The sequence below is a fragment of the Stutzerimonas stutzeri KOS6 genome, assembly GCF_000307775.2.
GTDB classification, from domain to species: Bacteria; Pseudomonadota; Gammaproteobacteria; order Pseudomonadales; family Pseudomonadaceae; genus Stutzerimonas; species Stutzerimonas stutzeri_B.
Genome location: NZ_KK020676.1, coordinates 630,984 through 648,072 on the forward strand (window position 1 = coordinate 630,984; position 17,089 = coordinate 648,072).

17 protein-coding genes are annotated in these 17,089 nt (G+C 64.4%); 5 read left to right on the forward strand and 12 right to left on the reverse strand.

Going from position 1 to position 17,089, the window contains the following annotated elements:
* Positions 1–4 precede the first annotated feature (4 nt).
* From B597_RS31250 to B597_RS31275, 6 genes are all read right to left on the reverse strand, one after another.
* Positions 5–187 (reverse strand): hypothetical protein, encoded by a 183-nt coding sequence (locus tag B597_RS31250; RefSeq protein ID WP_003294041.1) that lies wholly within the window; start codon positions 185–187, stop codon positions 5–7.
* 67 nt (positions 188–254) lie between these two features.
* Entirely contained in the window at positions 255–536 is a 282-nt protein-coding gene (locus B597_RS31255; RefSeq protein ID WP_024161844.1) for a hypothetical protein, read from the reverse strand.
* 143 nt (positions 537–679) lie between these two features.
* On the reverse strand, positions 680–2,887 hold the full coding sequence (locus B597_RS31260) for a putative bifunctional diguanylate cyclase/phosphodiesterase (RefSeq protein WP_024161845.1): 2,208 nt from the start codon (positions 2,885–2,887) through the stop codon (positions 680–682).
* A gap of 232 nt (positions 2,888–3,119) precedes the next feature.
* A complete protein-coding gene (locus tag B597_RS31265; protein WP_003294044.1) occupies positions 3,120–3,593 on the reverse strand; it encodes a hemerythrin domain-containing protein in 474 nt (157 codons plus the stop codon).
* Positions 3,594–3,681: 88 nt separating this feature from the next.
* A complete protein-coding gene (locus B597_RS31270) occupies positions 3,682–3,960 on the reverse strand; it encodes a DUF3509 domain-containing protein (protein WP_003294046.1) in 279 nt (92 codons plus the stop codon).
* A 177-nt stretch (positions 3,961–4,137) separates the two neighbouring features.
* Positions 4,138–4,752: a class I SAM-dependent methyltransferase gene (locus B597_RS31275; protein WP_003294047.1), complete on the reverse strand. Its 615-nt coding sequence runs from the start codon at positions 4,750–4,752 to the stop codon at positions 4,138–4,140.
* 264 nt (positions 4,753–5,016) lie between these two features.
* Here B597_RS31275 and B597_RS31280 point away from each other — a divergent pair, with 264 nt between their 5' ends.
* Positions 5,017–5,397: a response regulator gene (locus tag B597_RS31280; RefSeq protein WP_003294049.1), complete on the forward strand. Its 381-nt coding sequence runs from the start codon at positions 5,017–5,019 to the stop codon at positions 5,395–5,397.
* Positions 5,398–5,459: 62 nt separating this feature from the next.
* On the opposite strand, the gene fba is transcribed toward B597_RS31280, so the two are convergent.
* From fba to tkt, 6 genes are all read right to left on the reverse strand, one after another.
* Positions 5,460–6,524 (reverse strand): class II fructose-bisphosphate aldolase, encoded by a 1,065-nt coding sequence (gene fba / locus B597_RS31285; RefSeq protein ID WP_003294050.1) that lies wholly within the window; start codon positions 6,522–6,524, stop codon positions 5,460–5,462.
* Between the two features lie 179 nt (positions 6,525–6,703).
* On the reverse strand, positions 6,704–7,039 hold the full coding sequence (locus tag B597_RS31290; RefSeq protein WP_003294052.1) for an MliC family protein: 336 nt from the start codon (positions 7,037–7,039) through the stop codon (positions 6,704–6,706).
* A 23-nt stretch (positions 7,040–7,062) separates the two neighbouring features.
* On the reverse strand, positions 7,063–7,257 hold the full coding sequence (locus B597_RS46300) for a hypothetical protein (RefSeq protein WP_031323314.1): 195 nt from the start codon (positions 7,255–7,257) through the stop codon (positions 7,063–7,065).
* Between the two features lie 134 nt (positions 7,258–7,391).
* Entirely contained in the window at positions 7,392–8,552 is a 1,161-nt protein-coding gene (locus B597_RS31295) for a phosphoglycerate kinase (protein WP_003294054.1), read from the reverse strand.
* A 49-nt stretch (positions 8,553–8,601) separates the two neighbouring features.
* Positions 8,602–9,645 carry an erythrose-4-phosphate dehydrogenase gene (epd, locus tag B597_RS31300; RefSeq protein WP_003294055.1) on the reverse strand — a complete coding sequence of 348 codons (1,044 nt, stop codon included), beginning with the start codon at positions 9,643–9,645 and terminating at the stop codon, positions 8,602–8,604.
* Between the two features lie 107 nt (positions 9,646–9,752).
* Complete coding sequence (tkt, locus tag B597_RS31305) at positions 9,753–11,750, reverse strand: transketolase (protein WP_003294057.1); 1,998 nt, start codon at positions 11,748–11,750, stop codon at positions 9,753–9,755.
* Positions 11,751–12,048: 298 nt separating this feature from the next.
* On the opposite strand from tkt, the gene B597_RS31310 reads away from it, so the two are divergent.
* The 4 genes from B597_RS31310 to B597_RS31325 all read left to right on the forward strand — a co-directional run bounded on the left by B597_RS31310 (position 12,049) and on the right by B597_RS31325 (position 16,992).
* Positions 12,049–13,050: an ArsR/SmtB family transcription factor gene (locus B597_RS31310; RefSeq protein WP_003294058.1), complete on the forward strand. Its 1,002-nt coding sequence runs from the start codon at positions 12,049–12,051 to the stop codon at positions 13,048–13,050.
* Positions 13,051–13,065: 15 nt separating this feature from the next.
* On the forward strand, positions 13,066–14,256 hold the full coding sequence (gene metK / locus B597_RS31315; RefSeq protein ID WP_003294060.1) for a methionine adenosyltransferase: 1,191 nt from the start codon (positions 13,066–13,068) through the stop codon (positions 14,254–14,256).
* A 196-nt stretch (positions 14,257–14,452) separates the two neighbouring features.
* On the forward strand, positions 14,453–16,357 hold the full coding sequence (locus B597_RS31320; RefSeq protein ID WP_003294061.1) for a PAAR domain-containing protein: 1,905 nt from the start codon (positions 14,453–14,455) through the stop codon (positions 16,355–16,357).
* The gene (locus B597_RS31325) at positions 16,354–16,992 is read left to right on the forward strand and encodes a DUF2931 family protein (RefSeq protein WP_003294062.1); all 639 of its coding nucleotides are present in this window, start codon (positions 16,354–16,356) and stop codon (positions 16,990–16,992) included. Before B597_RS31320 ends, B597_RS31325 begins: the two co-directional genes overlap by 4 nt.
* The last annotated feature ends 97 nt before the right edge of the window (positions 16,993–17,089 follow it).

A 17,089-nucleotide genomic window follows, 5' to 3' on the forward strand; every position in this document is an offset into this window, starting at 1 on the left:
GACGTTACTCGTTGGTCCTGTTGGACGGCGGCGAGAGTTCGCGCGGACCCGCCGGGTCGGTCGCGGTGTTCTGGTATTCCTGCTGGTTGCGGGTGTTGTTGTCCAGCGCGGACTTTTCCTCGTCCGGCGAACAACCCGACAACGCCAGTACAGCCAGTACGCCGGCCATCGCATGTCTCGACTTCATCGTTGTCTCCTGCTGAAGGGCCCCTCGCGCCGAGCGCGAGGGAGCCTGGATCAGCTGCAGTGCGCAATTACTGAGAGGTGCCGGTGCCCGGTGCGGTGCCGGAGCCGGACTCGGTGCCCATGCCGCTGCCGTTGTCGGCCGGCGGGGTGGTCATGCCACCGGAAGTGCCGGTCCCGGTGCTCGGCGCAGTACCCGTGCCAGTGCCCGCAGGCGGCGTGGTGGTATCGGTCGAGGGTGCGGCCGGCTGCTCGGTGGTGGCCGGTGGCGGGGTCGGCTCGCGCTCTTCGTCAGGGCCGCAACCGACCAGCAGAAGTCCAAGAACAGGGGGCAGCAAATAGGTAAGACGCATGATTAACCTCCTTCAGAGTGGTCCGGCGGGTGGCCGGCGAATGCTTGAATCGTCAGATTCACAGAAGGTTGACCCTGTCTTGGCACAAGAGTGCCGTGCGCCGTCTCCTCGGTTATCTGCACCGGTCGTCAAACCGCCCGCCATCACGCCTGCAGCAGCCCCCAGAGCCCGTCGATGCAGCGCTCGCGATCGAACAGGCACTCCAGTTCCGGAGCCATCCGCGGCGGGCTGAACCAGTAGCCCTGGACCGTCTGGCAGCCTTCATCATCCAGGAAAGCGACCTGATCGGGCCTTTCCACGCCTTCGGCGATAACGTCAAGCCCCAGGCTCTGGCCCAGCCCGATGATCGCGCGACTGATGGCGACCGAGTCGGCATCGACTGGCGCGGCGGCGATGAAACTGCGATCGACCTTGAGCACGTGCAGGGGATAGCGCTTCAGGTAGCCGAGCGAGCAGTAGCCGGTGCCGAAATCATCCAGTGCCAGACGTACGCCCAGCGCGGCGATCTCGCACAGGCAGGCCAGCATCGACTCGCTGTCGTGCATCAGCAGGGTTTCGGTGATCTCCAGCAGCAGGCTCGGCGGCGGCAATCCGGTTTCCTCGAGTATGCCTGCCAGGCGCTCGGCGAAACCGACCTGCTGCAGCTGCCGGATCGACAGATTGACCGCGCAGTACAGCTGCGCCTGCCCGGCCTGCTGCCAGCGACGGACCTGACGACAGGCCTCGCGCAACACCCACTCGCCGACCCGGACGATTTCGCGGGACTCCTCCAGCACCGGAATGAATTCGTTAGGCGCCACCGGCTTGCCGTCGAAGCGCCAGCGCAGGAGCGCCTCGACGCCGAGCAGATAGGGCTGCCCGTCCCGGACCCGACAGATCGGCTGATAGTGCAAGACGAACTCGCGACGTGTCAGTGCCTGTGCCAGCGCGCTCTCGAGCTCCAGCTGACGCGCGGCCTTGCTATGCAGGCCATCGCAGAACAGGGCGAACTGGTCCTTGCCGGCGCTCTTGGCCCGGTACAGGGCCAGGTCTGCAGCCTGCAGCGCATCGAGCGCCTGCCCGTCACGCTGCAACGGCGCAATGCCGATGCTGGCGCTGAGCGAGAGGGTGCGCTCGCCGAGCCGCAGCGGCTCGCGCAACGCCACCAGCATCCGCTGCGCAACACGTTCGGCGTCGGCCTCGCAGGCCAGATCGCCGAGCAGGGCGACGAACTCGTCGCCACCAAAGCGCGCCAGATGATCACCGGGGCGCAGACAGCGCAATAGCCGTTGCGCCACTTCCACCAGCACCTGATCGCCAGCAGCATGCCCGAGGCTGTCGTTGATCAGCTTGAAACGATCCAAATCGACGAAGAGCAACGCGGCGGCGCGCCCATGCGGGCGCTGCTGAACATCCCTGAGCAACTCGTCCAGATGCAGGCGGTTGACCAGCCCGGTCAGCGCATCATGGCGTGCGGCGTGCCGCAGGCATTCCTCGGCCGCCTTGCGGGCGCTGATGTCGGTCTGCGAGCCGGCCATGCGCAGCTTGCCCTGCTCGCAGCGCTCGGCCACGCCCCGCAGCAGCACCCAGAGATAGTCGCCACGCTCGGTGCGCACCCGGTACTCACGGGTCAGTGACGGCGTGAGCCCGTTCAGGTGATCGGCGATGGCCTCGCGCAAGCCGGGAAGGTCGTCGGGGTGTACCCGCTCGAACCAGCTGTGACTGCTGTAGTCGGGCTGCGCCGGCATGTCGAGCATGGCCGTCCAGCGCTCGGACAGGTGCAGCTGGTCGTGTTCGATGTGCCACTCCCAGATGCCGTCTTCGGAGCCTCGCAGCGCACGCGCCAAGCGCGCCTCGCTGTCTTCCAGCGCGTGTCGCTGGGCTGCGCTGTAGGTGTCGATGGCCAGTATGATGTCGAAAAAAACGATCTTCAGCAGGCTATCGTAGATAGCCTGCTGCTCGCCATCACCGAGCAGGGCATGCAGCATTTCCGACAGGTATAGCCGATAGGCACCCAGGTACCATTCCAGATCGACGCCGACACGTTGATGCACCAGGCCGACCAGCAGGCGGTCGCGCACATAATCGCGCTCGTAGGGGCCGTTCCACAGGCGCCGGTAATACTCCTGCTGGCGCTGCTTGAGGCGTGACAGACCGGCGCTGTCGTTCTGCATGACCGCCGGCTGACCGAACGTGGCGAGATGATCGTAGAGCCTGTCAATGAAGACACGATGGGCAGGCTCCAGCTCCTCCGCGGCCCGATTCAGACGCAGCGCGTCGTCCGCCTGCCATTGCAGAAAGCGCTGGCGAGTCAGAATCTGCTCGGAACCCAGGCCGACCCTTTGCAGCAATGCCCTCAGCTCGTCTTCCATGCCCACCCCTGTTCGATGCACACACCCGACCACACCTGCGCATACGGGCTTTACGGCCGCGCCATCGTTACAGGAGCGTGGTTACAGGAGCGCGCGTCAGCCGATGCCATATAGCTATCAGGTTCGCAGCGGCGCTTTGCCGCCCTGTTGATGCAAGTCAGCAAACATGGTGGTTGGAGCGGCCTCAGGGGGTGCCGGGACGAGACAGCCCCGGCGGTCCATCGAGGGTGGCTCAGGCGGCCTGCTTGTCCGCCAGTTCCTTCTTCAGACGGCTGCGCAGTTCGCTCATCTGGGCGCCCATTTCCTCAAGGCGCTCGGCGTCGAACAGCTCTCGCGCCTGCGGGAACATCTCCGACTCCTCTTCCTCGATGTGATGCTCCAGTAGCTCCTTGCAAACCTTGGCCCGCCCGGAAAACTGCACGCTGCCCGGATCGGTAGCCTTGAGATCGGGCAGCACCAGGGAATCGACGGCTCGGTGCTCTTCCGTGGCCTCGTAGAACATCTTCAGTTCCTCCTTGCCGCCTGCTTCCTTGTAGGCCGGGTAGAGAATCTGTTCCTCGAGCTGGGTATGGATGGTCACTTCCATCTCCAGCTTGCTCAGCAGCTCGGCACGGGTCTTGACGGCGCGCTCGGTGGAATCGGTCAGGCGCGTCAGCAGATCCTTCACGCGCTCATGGTCCTCGATCAACAGGTCGATGGCGTTCATGTAGTGTCCTCTTCGGCTTCACGGCAATGAACCGGACGCTGCGGCCCGGCTCTAAAACATGGCTGCGGGCAGGCCACAACCGGACGGTTCAGGCGTACTCGTAAGTAGGCAGTGCGGTACGACTCTGGCTTTGCAGGTGCGCGATGGAAGGCGACATGCCCGCCTCCAGGGCCAGATCACGGCGAACCGAGCTGACCACCCACTCAAGCTGCGTTCGGGTCTGAGTCTGACCCTTGGAGAGCGCGCGCTTGACCAGAATGCGGTCGTCGTTGCGCAAGCTCAGTAGCAGCCCGCCATCCGGACGGGGCTCGGTGAGCACTTCGAACTCGGGGAAAGCGGCAGTAAGGAAACGTTGTGCAGCGGTCATTGTTCTGTACTCCAGTTATGTTCCAGCGAACGTTAACGGAGCAGCGTTCATGCCAACCCAGTTTTTTATTTTTAACCTTTAAAATCAAATATTTATGCAAAAACGGAAAAGACTTAAGCCGTGCAAAACGCAAGACGCAGCAGCCTGCGGGTTGCATTCTGCGACCTGCTCGACAATTCAGCCCTTGCGCCAGACGCTGGCAAGCCACGGTTGTTGCGCGCGCGGCAGCCCGGCCGGACGGTAGTAATGCTCGAGCTCGCTGAAGCCGGCAGCCAGTAGCAGCCTGCGCCAGGTCGGCCAGTCGTACCAGACACCGTAGCGATCACCGCTCCAGCCCTCCTCGTTGCGGCCGCGCGGATTGGAGCAGAACAGCACGCCTTCGGACCTCAGGGTCTGGTGCAACTGCGAAAGCACGCTCGGCAGCTCCGCACTCGGGACATGGAACAGCACCGCGTTGGCGAAAACGCCATCGAACGAGCCATGGGGAAGGTCCAGTTGCAGCAGATCCTGTTGCCAGACCTCGCAGCCGCTGTCGACACGGGCCATCTCGACGAAGGCCGCGTTGCCGTCCAGGCCGACGGCGACATGCCCGCGTGCCGTGAATGCCTTGAGATCGCGCCCCGGCCCGCAGCCAAGATCGAGGATACGCAGCGGCGCACGCGCCCGGATGTGACGCACCAGGGCCTCGATATTCTGACTGACGTCGTGCTCGCGCGTGCCCTCACGAAAGGCCTCCGCGTTGAGGCGGTAATAGTCGAGAGTACGCTGCGCCGCGTCGTGCGGATCGCTCATGGTCTGCTCCTGCAATGGATGATATGCGCCACCCTAGCGTGGCCTCGAGCCGACAACCAGGGCTACCTCCGGCCAAGGCCAGCATTGAGCGCTGCGCGAAAAACGCCGAGGATGAGCACAACGTGCGCCAGCGCACGCCGCTGACCCAGGCGTCGACCGTCCAGCCGCAGGACTGAAACTTGCAGCACGTAACATGTCGAAACCCTGTCTGGCTCCTTGCCACGGGCGGGGCATGCAGCACGTATCGGAACATCGAGACCCATCATGAACCAAGCTCTGCCGAAAATCGTACTGCTCGTCGAGGACGAGCCGCATATCCTCAGCCTGCTCTCGGACTATCTGGCCAGTGAAGGCTATCAGGTGCTGGAAGCGGACAGTGCGCCCAAGGCCTTCGAAATACTGGCGAGCAAGCCCCGTCTGGACCTGCTGGTGACGGACTTTCGCCTGCCGGGCAATGTATCGGGAGTGATGATCGCCGAGCCAGCGCTCAAGTTGCGCCCTGATCTCAAGATAATCTTCATCAGTGGCTACCCGATCGAGATCTTCGAGTCCGGCAGTGCCATTGCCCGCTCGGCACCGGTACTGGCCAAGCCCTTCGCGCTGGATACGCTGCGCAGCCAGATCCAGCAGTTGCTCGCCAGCTGAGCGACGTTGGCGCGATAACGAAAAAGCCCGCTTTGCAGCGGGCTTTTTCATGGCTGGACGGATCAGTTGATCTTCGGATCCAGTTCGCCGCTGGCGTAGCGCTGGAACATGCCTTCCAGCGAGATCGGCTTGATCTTGCTGGCATTGCCGGCGGTACCGAAGGCTTCGTAGCGGGCGATGCAGATGTCGCGCATGGCGGCGACGGTCTTGGCGAAGTACTTGCGCGGGTCGAATTCGCTGGGGTTCTTCGCCAGGAACTCGCGGATCGCGCCGGTGGAAGCCAGACGCAGGTCGGTGTCGATGTTGACCTTGCGCACGCCGTACTTGATGCCCTCGACGATTTCTTCGACCGGCACGCCGTAGGTCTCGCCGATCTCGCCACCGTACTGATTGATGATCTTCAGCCACTCCTGCGGAACCGAGGAGGAGCCGTGCATCACCAGGTGGGTGTCGGGAATGCGCGCATGGATTTCCTTGATGCGCTGGATCGACAGGGTGTCGCCGGTCGGCGGCTTGGTGAACTTGTAGGCGCCGTGGCTGGTACCGATGGCGATGGCCAGGGCGTCGACCTTGGTCTTGGCGACGAAATCGGCGGCCTCTTCCGGATCGGTCAGCAGCTGGCTGTGATCGAGCACGCCTTCGGCGCCGACGCCGTCTTCCTCACCGGCCATGCCGGTTTCCAGGCTACCCAGGCAACCCAGCTCGCCCTCCACGGACACGCCGCAGGCGTGGGCGAAGGCCACCGTCTGCTGCGTCACGCGGACGTTGTAGTCGTAGTCGGCCGGGGTCTTGCCGTCTTCCTTCAGCGAACCGTCCATCATTACCGATGAGAAGCCCAGCTGGATCGAGCGCTGGCAGACGTCCGGACTGGTGCCGTGATCCTGGTGCATGCACACCGGGATATGCGGGAATTCTTCGATCGCCGCCAGGATCAGATGACGCAGGAACGGTGCACCGGCGTATTTGCGCGCACCGGCGGAAGCCTGGACGATCACCGGGGAATCGGTCTTGTCGGCCGCTTCCATGATGGCGCGCATCTGCTCGAGGTTGTTGACGTTGAAGGCCGGCACGCCGTAGCCGAATTCGGCAGCGTGGTCGAGCATCTGGCGCATGCTGATGAGTGCCATGTTTTCCTTTCTCCCGGTCTGGGTCGTTTGATCGTGTAGAGCCTGCCGCAGTGGCCGGCGCTGTTCAAGCGCCGCACGCTGGGCGCGGCATTGTAGTGGCGGGCGCGACAAATGCCAGCGTCCCGCCGGCTTTCAACCGAATGCCTCGCAGCGGCGAAGCAGTTATAACTCGTGTCTCGCTAGATACTGATGAGCGACGCACTGCAGCCGTGGGCCAGTACCTGGTCATCGGCGACGCGGTACACCAACGCTTCGTTGCCCTTGTCATGGAAGGCGAGCACGCCATCGCTATAGAAAGTGCCACGCGTGGCAGGTTCCTTGTGCAGCGTATGAATGCGCTCGTCATTGCCGACCTTCAGGTCGATGACGGTGCGCCGGTCATCGGCGTAGCGCCAGGCGATGGTCTGCTGGCCCTGGCATTTCCAGCGAACGAAAGGCGCGTCCGGGCCGGATTGCCAATGTCCGCAACCGCCAAGCAGCACCGCAGCAAGCAGCATGGACAGGCCTTTGTTCATTCCTTCTCCTTGGCAGACGGTGATCAGGGGCAATCCTGCAGGCCGCCTTGCGTAGTGATGGTCGGGTCACCCGTGGCCTGCATTTCGACACGCTGGTCATGCTCGGCAGTCGGGCCGAGGACAGGCGGTGGCTCGAGTACCTGGCAGGCGCTATCCGGTGAATTCCCGGCGCAACCGGCCAACCCCAGGCAGCAAGCAGCAACAACGGCATATCGCATGGTGCATCCCCTTTCCTTGTTCCAGATAGAACAAAGACCACGGTGAGCCGCGGGGGTTGCTCCATGCACTGCCGGCCCGGCATATCCCGGGCCGGCAGGCGAGCGGCGCGAGGCGTTCACCTCGCCCGCGAAGTTCAGCCGGCGCGCTGTTCCAGCACCTCGACCGCCGGCAGCACCTTGCCTTCGACGAACTCGAGGAAAGCGCCACCACCGGTGGAAATATAGGAGATCTGTTCGGCCACACCATACTTGTCGATGGCCGCCAGGGTGTCGCCACCGCCAGCGATGGAGAAGGCCGGACTCTGCGCGATGGCCTGGGCCAGCACCTTGGTGCCGTTGCCGAACTGATCGAACTCGAACACACCCACCGGGCCGTTCCAGAGGATGGTCTGCGAGGCCTTGAGCATTTCGCCGAACATGGCGGCGGTCTTCGGCCCGATGTCCAGGATCATGTCATCGTCGGCAACGTCGGCAACGTCCTTGACCGTGGCCTCGGCGCTTTCGGCGAATTCCTTGGCAACCACCACGTCGACCGGCAGCGGTACGGCGACCTTGGCGGCGATGGCCTTGGCTGTGTCGAGCAGATCGGCCTCGTGCAGCGACTTGCCGACCTTGTAGCCGGCCGCGGCGAGGAAGGTGTTGGCGATACCGCCGCCGACGATCAGTTGGTCGCAGATGTCTGCCAGCGAAGTCAGTACGTCGAGCTTGGTCGATACCTTGGAGCCGGCGACGATGGCCACCATCGGCCGAGCCGGCTTGTCCAGGGCCTTGCCCAGCGCTTCCAGCTCGGCCGCCAGCAGCGGGCCGGCGCAGGCGACCTTGGCGAACTTGGCCACGCCATGGGTCGAGCCCTGGGCGCGGTGCGCGGTGCCGAAGGCGTCCATGACGAAAACGTCGCACAGCGCGGCGTATTTCTGCGCCAGCTCGTCGGTGTTCTTTTTCTCGCCCTTGTTGAAGCGTACGTTCTCCAGCAACACCAGCTCACCCGGCTGCACTTCGACGCCTTCGAGGTAGTCCTTGATCAGCGGCACGTCGCGGCCGAGCGCTTTGGACAGGTAGTCGGCGACCGGCTTGAGGCTGTCTTCCTCGCTGTAGACGCCCTCTTCCGGGCGGCCCAGGTGCGAGCAGACCAGCACCGCCGCGCCCTTCTCCAGGGCCAGCTTGATGGTCGGCAACGAGGCCAGGATGCGTGCATCGCTCTTCACCGCGCCATCCTTCACCGGCACGTTGAGGTCCTCGCGGATCAGCACGCGCTTACCCTGGAGGTCGAGATCGGTCATCTTCAAAACGGTCATGTTGGTCTTCCTTAAGGTCGAGAAGCAGCGATGTTCCAGGCGCGGCACGCTAGCGATGAGCCACGCGCAAATAATGGTCGGTGACGTCGAGCATGCGGTTGGCAAAACCCCATTCGTTGTCGAACCAGGCCAGCAGGTTCACCAGGCGCGGACCGGACGCCCGCGTCAGGCTGCCATCGACGATCGCCGAATGCGGATCGTGATTGAAATCGCAGCTGGCATGGGGCAGCTCGGTATACGCCAGCAAGCCCTGCAGGGGCCCGCTTTCGGCGGCTTCGCGCAGCACCCGGTTGATCGTTCGCGCATCGGTATCGCAGGCGGTCTGCAGCGTGATATCCAGGCAGGACACGTTCACCGTGGGCACCCGCACCGCTTTGGCCTGAATCCGCCCGGAGAGTTCCGGGAGCAGGCGTTCGATGCCACGCGCCAGCCCCGTGGACACCGGAATCACCGACTGGAAGGCCGAACGCGTGCGACGCAGATCCTCATGGTGATAGGCGTCGATCACCGGCTGGTCGTTCATTGCCGAGTGAATGGTGGTGATCGAGGCGTACTCGATACCCACCGCATCGTTGAGCAGCTTGAGCAATGGCACGCCACAGTTGGTAGTGCAGGATGCGTTGGAGACCAGCCGCTCGGCGCCGCTCAGTTGCTGCTGGTTGATGCCCATCACCACCGTGGCGTCGACATCGGCGGCACTGGCCATCGGCTGGGAAAACAGCACCCGCGGCACGCCTGCCGCGAGAAAGCGCTCGCCATCGGCACGGCTGGTGTAGGCGCCGGAACATTCCAGCACCAGATCGACATCCAGCGCACGCCAGTCGACCGCTTCTGGCGTCGACTCGCGCAACACCTTCACGCAGTGCCCGTTGAGATGCAGGCAGTCGCCATCCACGCTCACCTCGCCGGGAAAGCGACCGTGGGTGGAGTCGAAACGGGTGAGGTATTCCAGGCTGGCCATGTCGGCCAGATCGTTGAGGGCAACGAACTGAAAGTCGAAGGCTGCGCCGCGCTCATAGAAGGCACGCAGCACGCAACGGCCGATGCGGCCGTAGCCATTGAGGGCGACGCGATAGGGACGGGCGTTGGCCATGGGATTCGTCGGTCCTGGCGGTGGAAAACCGCTGCGCGGGTTTTCCACCCTACGCAAGGTGGCGTGACGTAGGGTGGATGACCGCAGTCATCCACCGCCGCTCGATTTCAGTCTTCCAGCAGCTCTTCGGCCACCGCGAGGATGTTGTCGACGGTGAAGCCGAACTCCTCGAACAGCTGGCCGGCCGGAGCCGACTCGCCGTAGCTGGTCATGCCGATGATGCGCCCGTCGAGACCGACGTACTTGTACCAGTAGTCCGCGTGCGCCGCCTCGATGGCGATGCGTGCACCGACTTCCACCGGCAGCACCTGCTGACGATAGGCCGCGTCCTGGGCGTCGAACACGCTGGTGCACGGCATCGAGACGACGCGCACCTTGCGGCCCTGCTCGGTCAGCTTGTCGGCGGCCTGCACCGCCAGGCTGACTTCCGAACCGGTGGCGATGAGGATCAACTCCGGCTCGCCGGCGCAGTTCTTCAGGATGTAACCACCGCGGGCGATGGCCGCTTCGGTTTCGTTGTCACGCACGTGGAACGGCAGGTTCTGGCGCGAGAAGATCAGCGCGCTCGGGCCGTCCTTGCGCTCGACCGCGTGCTTCCAGGCCACCGCCGATTCGACGGTGTCGGCCGGGCGCCAGGTGTCCAGGTTCGGCGTGGTGCGCAGGCTGGTCAGTTGCTCGATCGGCTGGTGGGTCGGACCGTCTTCGCCCAGACCGATGGAGTCGTGGGTGAACACATAGAGCACCCGCTGCTTCATCAGCGCGGACATGCGCACGGCATTACGGGCGTATTCCATGAACATCAGGAAGGTGGCGCCGTAGGGGATCAGGCCGCCGTGCAGGGCGATGCCGTTCATGATCGCGGCCATGCCGAACTCGCGCACGCCGTAGTACATGTAGTTGCCCGAAGCATCCTCGGCCACCACCGGCTTGCAACCCTTCCACAGGGTCAGGTTGGAGCCGGCGAGGTCAGCCGAACCGCCGAGCAGTTCCGGCAGCAGCGGGCCGAAGGCATTCAGGCAGTTCTGGCTGGCCTTGCGGCTGGCGATGGTCTCGCCCTTGCTGGCGACTTCACGGATGAACGCGCTGGCCTTCTCGGCGAAGTCGGCCGGCAGCTCGCCCGCCATACGCCGCTTGAACTCGGCGGCCAGGGCCGGGAATTCGGCCTCGTAGGCGGCGAAGCGCTTGTTCCACTCGTTCTCGGCGTCGGCGCCTTTCTGCTTGGCATCCCACTCGGCGTAGATCTCGGCCGGGATTTCGAAGGGGCCATGCTTCCAGCCCAGTGCTTCGCGGGTCAGGGCGATCTCGGCATCGCCCAGGGCGGCACCGTGGGATTCTTCCTTGCCCTGCTTGTTCGGCGAGCCGAAGCCGATGATGGTCTTGCAACAGATCAGCGTCGGCCGGTCGCTCTTGCGCGCGGTCTCGATGGCCATCTGGATCTCGTCGGCGTCATGCCCGTCGACATTGCGGATCACCTGCCAGTTATAGGCCTCGAAGCGGCGCGGGGTGTCGTCGGTGAACCAGCCGTGCACTTCGCCATCGATGGAGATGCCGTTGTCGTCGTAGAAGGCGATCAGCTTGTTCAGGCCCAGGGTGCCGGCCAGCGAGCAGACTTCGTGGCTGATGCCTTCCATCATGCAGCCGTCGCCGAGGAACACGTAGGTGTTGTGGTCGACGATGCTGTGACCGGGGCGGTTGAACTGCGCCGCCATGACCTTCTCGGCCACGGCGAAACCAACGGCGTTGGCCAGGCCCTGGCCCAGCGGCCCGGTGGTGGTCTCGACGCCGGCGGTGTAGCCGAACTCCGGGTGGCCCGGGGTCTTGCTGTGCAACTGGCGGAAATTCTTCAGGTCATCGATGGACAGGTCGTAGCCGGTCAGATGCAACAGCGAGTAGATCAGCATCGAGCCGTGGCCGTTGGACAGCACGAAACGGTCGCGGTCGGCCCATTGCGGGTTGGTCGGGCTGTGCTTGAGGTGGTCGCGCCAGAGCACTTCGGCGATGTCCGCCATGCCCATGGGGGCACCCGGGTGGCCGCTGTTGGCTTTCTGCACGGCATCCATGCTGAGTGCGCGGATGGCATTGGCTCGCTCACGACGGCTGGGCATCGCTGATCTCCTGCGGGGGTGTACGTAGAAAAAGGCGGCCATTTTCCCCTACCGAGGGTGGCCGGGGCAATGACTGAATGCCCCGGCACGCGCCGTCAATCCGCCAGCTCGACGCCCTGCCCGGCCAGCCGACAGACGCTCGATTCGTTATCCCCACGGGCCAGACCGGCAATTGCCGTCGCAGGGCGCAGCCGTCGCTGCCTGCCGGGACAGTCCGATTGGTGCAGCAAGGCCAATATCAAAACATTTTGATATTGGCCTTGCTGTACGAAAAGTGACCGACTAGACTGCGCACCTTATGAGCCTGCGCATTTCCCAGATCCGTTACGACGCCAGCGAGCAGCTCGCCGTTCTGTGCAAGGCCGGCGGGGATGCGCTGCGCCTGAACGTGCTGCGCGTACTGGCCAGCGATTCGTTCGGCGTACTGGAGCTGGCACAGATTTTCGCCATCGGCCAGTCGGGAATGAGCCATCATCTCAAGGTGCTGACTCAGGCCGGCCTGCTGGCGACGCGCCGGGAAGGCAACGCGGTGTTCTACCGACGCAGCCTGCCACAGGTGGACAGCCTGGGCGGCAAACTGCACGCGGCACTGCTCGACGAGGCCGACCGGCTGGAGCTGCCACGCGAGATCGAGGCCCGTATCGCCGCCGTGCACGCCCAGCGCAGCGCCGCCAGCGAGGATTTCTTCGCGCGCATGGCCGGTAGCTTCCAGGCTCGCCAGGACCTGATCGCCGGCCTGCCGCAGTATCGCGACAGCGTGCTGGCCCTGCTCGATGCGCTGAGTTTCGACGGCGCCGCCACCGCGCTGGAGGTCGGCCCCGGCGACGGCAGCTTCCTGCCGGAACTGGCCCGGCGTTTCGCCCGGGTGGTGGCGCTGGACAACAGTCCGGCGATGCTCGAGCTGGCGCGTATCCGCTGTGAAGAAGCGGGGCTTGGCAATGTCGAGCTGAAGCTCGCCGACGCGCTGCATGACGACTGCTTGCCGGCCGACTGCGTGGTGCTGAACATGGTGCTGCATCACCTGGCGGCGCCGGGCGAGGCGATGAAACAGCTGGCACGGCTGGTGAAAACGGGCGGCAGCCTGCTGATCACCGAGTTGTGCAGCCACAACCAGAGTTGGGCCAGGGAGGCCTGCGGCGACCTTTGGTTGGGCTTCGAACAGGACGATCTGGCCCGTTGGGCCGATGCCGCGGGGCTCACGCCCGGCGAGAGCCTCTACATTGGCTTGAAGAACGGTTTTCAGATCCAGGCCCGGTACTTTTCCCGGTCCGTCCCTGACGACCGACTCACCCACCGGTAATTAGGAAACCGATAGATGAGCGAATACTCGATTTTTACCTCCGAGTCCGTGTCCGAAGGGCATCCGGACAAGATCGCCGACCAGATCTCAGATGCGGTGCTCGACGCCATCATCGCCGAGGACAAGCACGCCCGCGTGGCCTGCGAAACGATGGTCAAGACCGGTGTGGCGATCGTCGCCGGTGAAGTGACCACCTCGGCCTGGGTCGACCTGGAGCAGTTGGTGCGCGACGTCATCGTCGACATCGGCTACAACAGCTCGGAAGTCGGTTTCGACGGTGCCACCTGCGGCATCATCAACATCATCGGCAAGCAGTCGGTGGACATTGCCCAGGGCGTCGACCGCTCGCGCCCGGAAGACCAGGGTGCCGGTGATCAGGGCCTGATGTTCGGCTATGCCAGCAACGAAACCGACGTGCTGATGCCGGCGCCGATCCGCTTCTCCCACGCGCTGGTCGAGCGCCAGGCCGAAGCACGCAAGAATGGCCTGCTGCCCTGGCTGCGCCCGGATGCCAAGAGCCAGGTCACCTGCCGCTACGAGAACGGCAAGGTTGCCGGTATCGATGCCGTGGTGCTGTCGACCCAGCACAACCCCGAGGTCAAGCAGAGCGACCTGCGCGAAGCGGTGATGGAGCTGATCGTCAAGCATTGCCTGCCGGCCGAGCTGCTGCACAAGGACACCCAGTATCACATCAACCCGACCGGCCAGTTCGTCATCGGCGGTCCGGTAGGCGACTGCGGCCTGACCGGACGCAAGATCATCGTCGACACCTATGGCGGCATGGCGCGCCACGGTGGCGGCGCCTTCTCCGGCAAGGACCCGTCCAAGGTCGACCGCTCGGCTGCCTACGCCGGCCGCTACGTGGCCAAGAACATCGTCGCCGCCGGCCTCGCCGAGCGCTGCGAGATCCAGGTGTCCTACGCCATCGGCGTGGCCCAGCCGACATCCATCTCGCTGAACACCTTCGGCACCGGCAAGCTCGGTGACGACAAGATCATCGAACTGGTCCGCGAGCACTTCGATCTGCGCCCGTACGCGATCACCACCATGCTCGACCTGCTGCACCCGATGTACAAGGCCACCGCGGCCTACGGCCACTTCGGCCGCACGCCCTACGAGATGACGGTGGGTGGCGACACCTTCACCGCCTTCACCTGGGAGCGCACCGACAAGGCCGACGCCCTGCGCGCTGCTGCCGGACTGTAGAAACCGCTGGCTGCGCATATCGAGCAAGCCCCGCCGGCCCACGCCGCGCGGGGCTTGCTCGTTTTTGCAGGGAACAAACGGCGGCGCATGCCCCGCCTCTGGTGCGAACCAGCCCTGAAAAACGCGATACGCAGCTTGCGCAGCCTCGGCGCGGTTAGGCAAGGTGATGCCCGGATAACCGATAGGGAGATTGGTCATGTCCGGCAAACCCGCCGCCCGCCTGGGCGACCCCAGCAGGTGCCCGAAAACCGGGCACGGTAACAATCCCATCGTCACCGGCTCGCCCGATGTTCTGTTCGACGGGCAGCCCGCCGCCCGCGCGGGCGACGCCACCGGCTGTGGCAGCGCGCTGACGGGCAACCTCATACCCAACGTGCTTATCAACGGCAAGCCCGCTGCCACCCTGGGCAGCCTGGGCGATCATGGCAACGCTATCGTCAGCGGGTCCGGCACCGTCAGCATCGGCAACACCCATACGCCCGCGTCTTTCACTCCCCCAGCGCCACTGCACCCGGCGCTCACCGCTGCTCTGGCGCCCGCCAGCGTACCGACGCAGCCGCAACCAGCTGTGCCCTTGGCTGCGCGTGCCTGGCGCGAGGAGCCCGGCGATCCCGCTCCGCTCGATCTGGAGGAAGAGGACGAGGAGGAAGAACTGACCACCGACCAGCGGATCACCTTGCGCATCGGGGTATTTTTCGACGGCACCGGCAACAATGCCGGCAACAGCACCATCGGCACCCAGTGCCGCGCAGCGGCGCTCGGCATCGATGAGCAGCAGGCCCAGGGCCTGATCCAGCGCTGCGAAACCCATCACCTCGACCCGGACAGCAGCTATGCCAACGATGTGAGCAATATCTGGCGGCTGTATGATCTCTACCGTGATGATTCAGGCCAACCATTACCTTCGGGCAAGGGCAATGCCGATTTACGTGTGTACGTTACCGGCATCGGCACGAGCACTGGCGAACCGGACACCCTGTTCCCCGGCCAGGCTTTCGGTCGCGGCGCGACGGGCGTGCCGGCCAAGGTCGAAGAAAGCATGAAGCTTCTCGCGCAGGCCCTGGACAGCTTCGCAGCGGAAAACCCCGCCACCCCTCCGACCCGGCTTGAACTGGACATTTTCGGCTTCAGCCGCGGCGCGGCGGCAGCCCGGCATTTCGCCAACCAGGTGCTTCTGCGCGAAGGGGGACCGCTGGGCGAATTGCGCCGCATGGGCAGGCTCGGCCTGGCCCCCGGCTTCGACTGGCAGGCCGATGTGCTGATCAATTTCATCGGCCTGTTCGACACCGTCGCGGCGCTGGGTGGCTGGGACGATTGGGGCGACCCCGCTGACGGCATCAATGGCGGTATCGATCTCTACCTGGCACCGGATGCGGCGCGCCAGGTCGTCCATCTGGTAGCGCGTGACGAGTTCCGTCGAAATTTCGCGCTCAATGGCGTTTCCCCGCCGCACCGGGAAATCGTATTGCCTGGTGCCCACTCGGATCTGGGCGGGGGCTACCAGCCGCAGGCCAACGAGCGTCTCTATCTGACGCGGCCATACAGCAACTGGGTCTACCGCGATACCGATCCATACCGCACCGAAGCCTACCGGCACGCACGACTCGACACCGGATATGCTCGTCAAGCCAGCCTGCTGGATCCGGAGGACGCCACGGCCCGGCTGGATACGGATGTCTGGGAGTATTTGCCTCCATTCAGCGGCGGGCGTGGCGACCAGATGAAATACGTGCTGGCGGCTCCCTATCTGGAGCGCCGGGTCTATGGACATCTCTCGCGAGTGTATCTGCGGGTGATGCATGCGCTGGCGCTGGAAGCAGACGTCCCCTTCAACCGCATTCAGGAAAAAGATCCAGCTCTAGCGCTTCCGGAAGAACTGATGCCCATCAACGACAAGCTACTGGCCTGGGCGAGAAGCGGCAGCGGTGCGCTGGATGCGGAAGAGGAGCGCCTGCTGCGCCAGCGCTATATCCACCTCTCCGCCAACTGGAATGCCGCTGCGGGACGCGGTGGCAGCACTCTGGATGTGGTTTTTATCAATGCCCCGGCCGAACACCAACGAGTTCGGCATAGCGATGCCCCGCAGGAAGCGAAGCAATGAAAGCGACACTGTTCAGCTTGCTGATCCTGCTACTCACGGGCTGCGCCAGCGCCGAGAGAACCCCCGGCGGCCTGCCCTATCCATATTGGCGCCTTGGCTTTCTGGCCCCCGACTACATGGAGGTCTGGGTGGAGACCGCCGCCGTGGAGGACATCCGCGGCCGACAATTCTTCCATGTAGGCAGCGGCATAGTTGCCGTTCGCACGCCACCCGACGGCCAGGGAGATGCTGCCGGCTGGGGCGAACGCTTCGGCTGGGGCGCGGGCCGCCACGTCAACGGTGCCGACCTGCCCAAACGCATCTACGTACGCTGGCAGTCCCTGGCCGAACCCCAGACCTACCGGATAACCCTCGAGATACCCGAGCGCGCCCGGCAATTGATGAGCGAACGGCTCGATCCGCCTTGCCGCACCAGCGAGTACCGCCATGCCCTGGCCCTGGGGCTCGCGCCTGGCGGCGTGGTCAGGGGCTGGGTCATGAGCACCTGCGGCGGGCCCATCGAAATCCTGCGCGCCCAGGCGGAAATCGAACCCAAGGGGCCATATGGCGGGCAATCCGATGGCGAATACTACTTCCTTTCGAAAAGCTCCAAAGCCTATATCGAAAGACATGGCATTCCCTACGGCTCATGGTGAGCAGCGATCAAGCTACCGAGCGCTTCTCCTCGGCCGCTCCGTTGATGGCCCGCAAGTGAAAATATCATGGCAGCACTTTCTCGACATACAGGCTAAA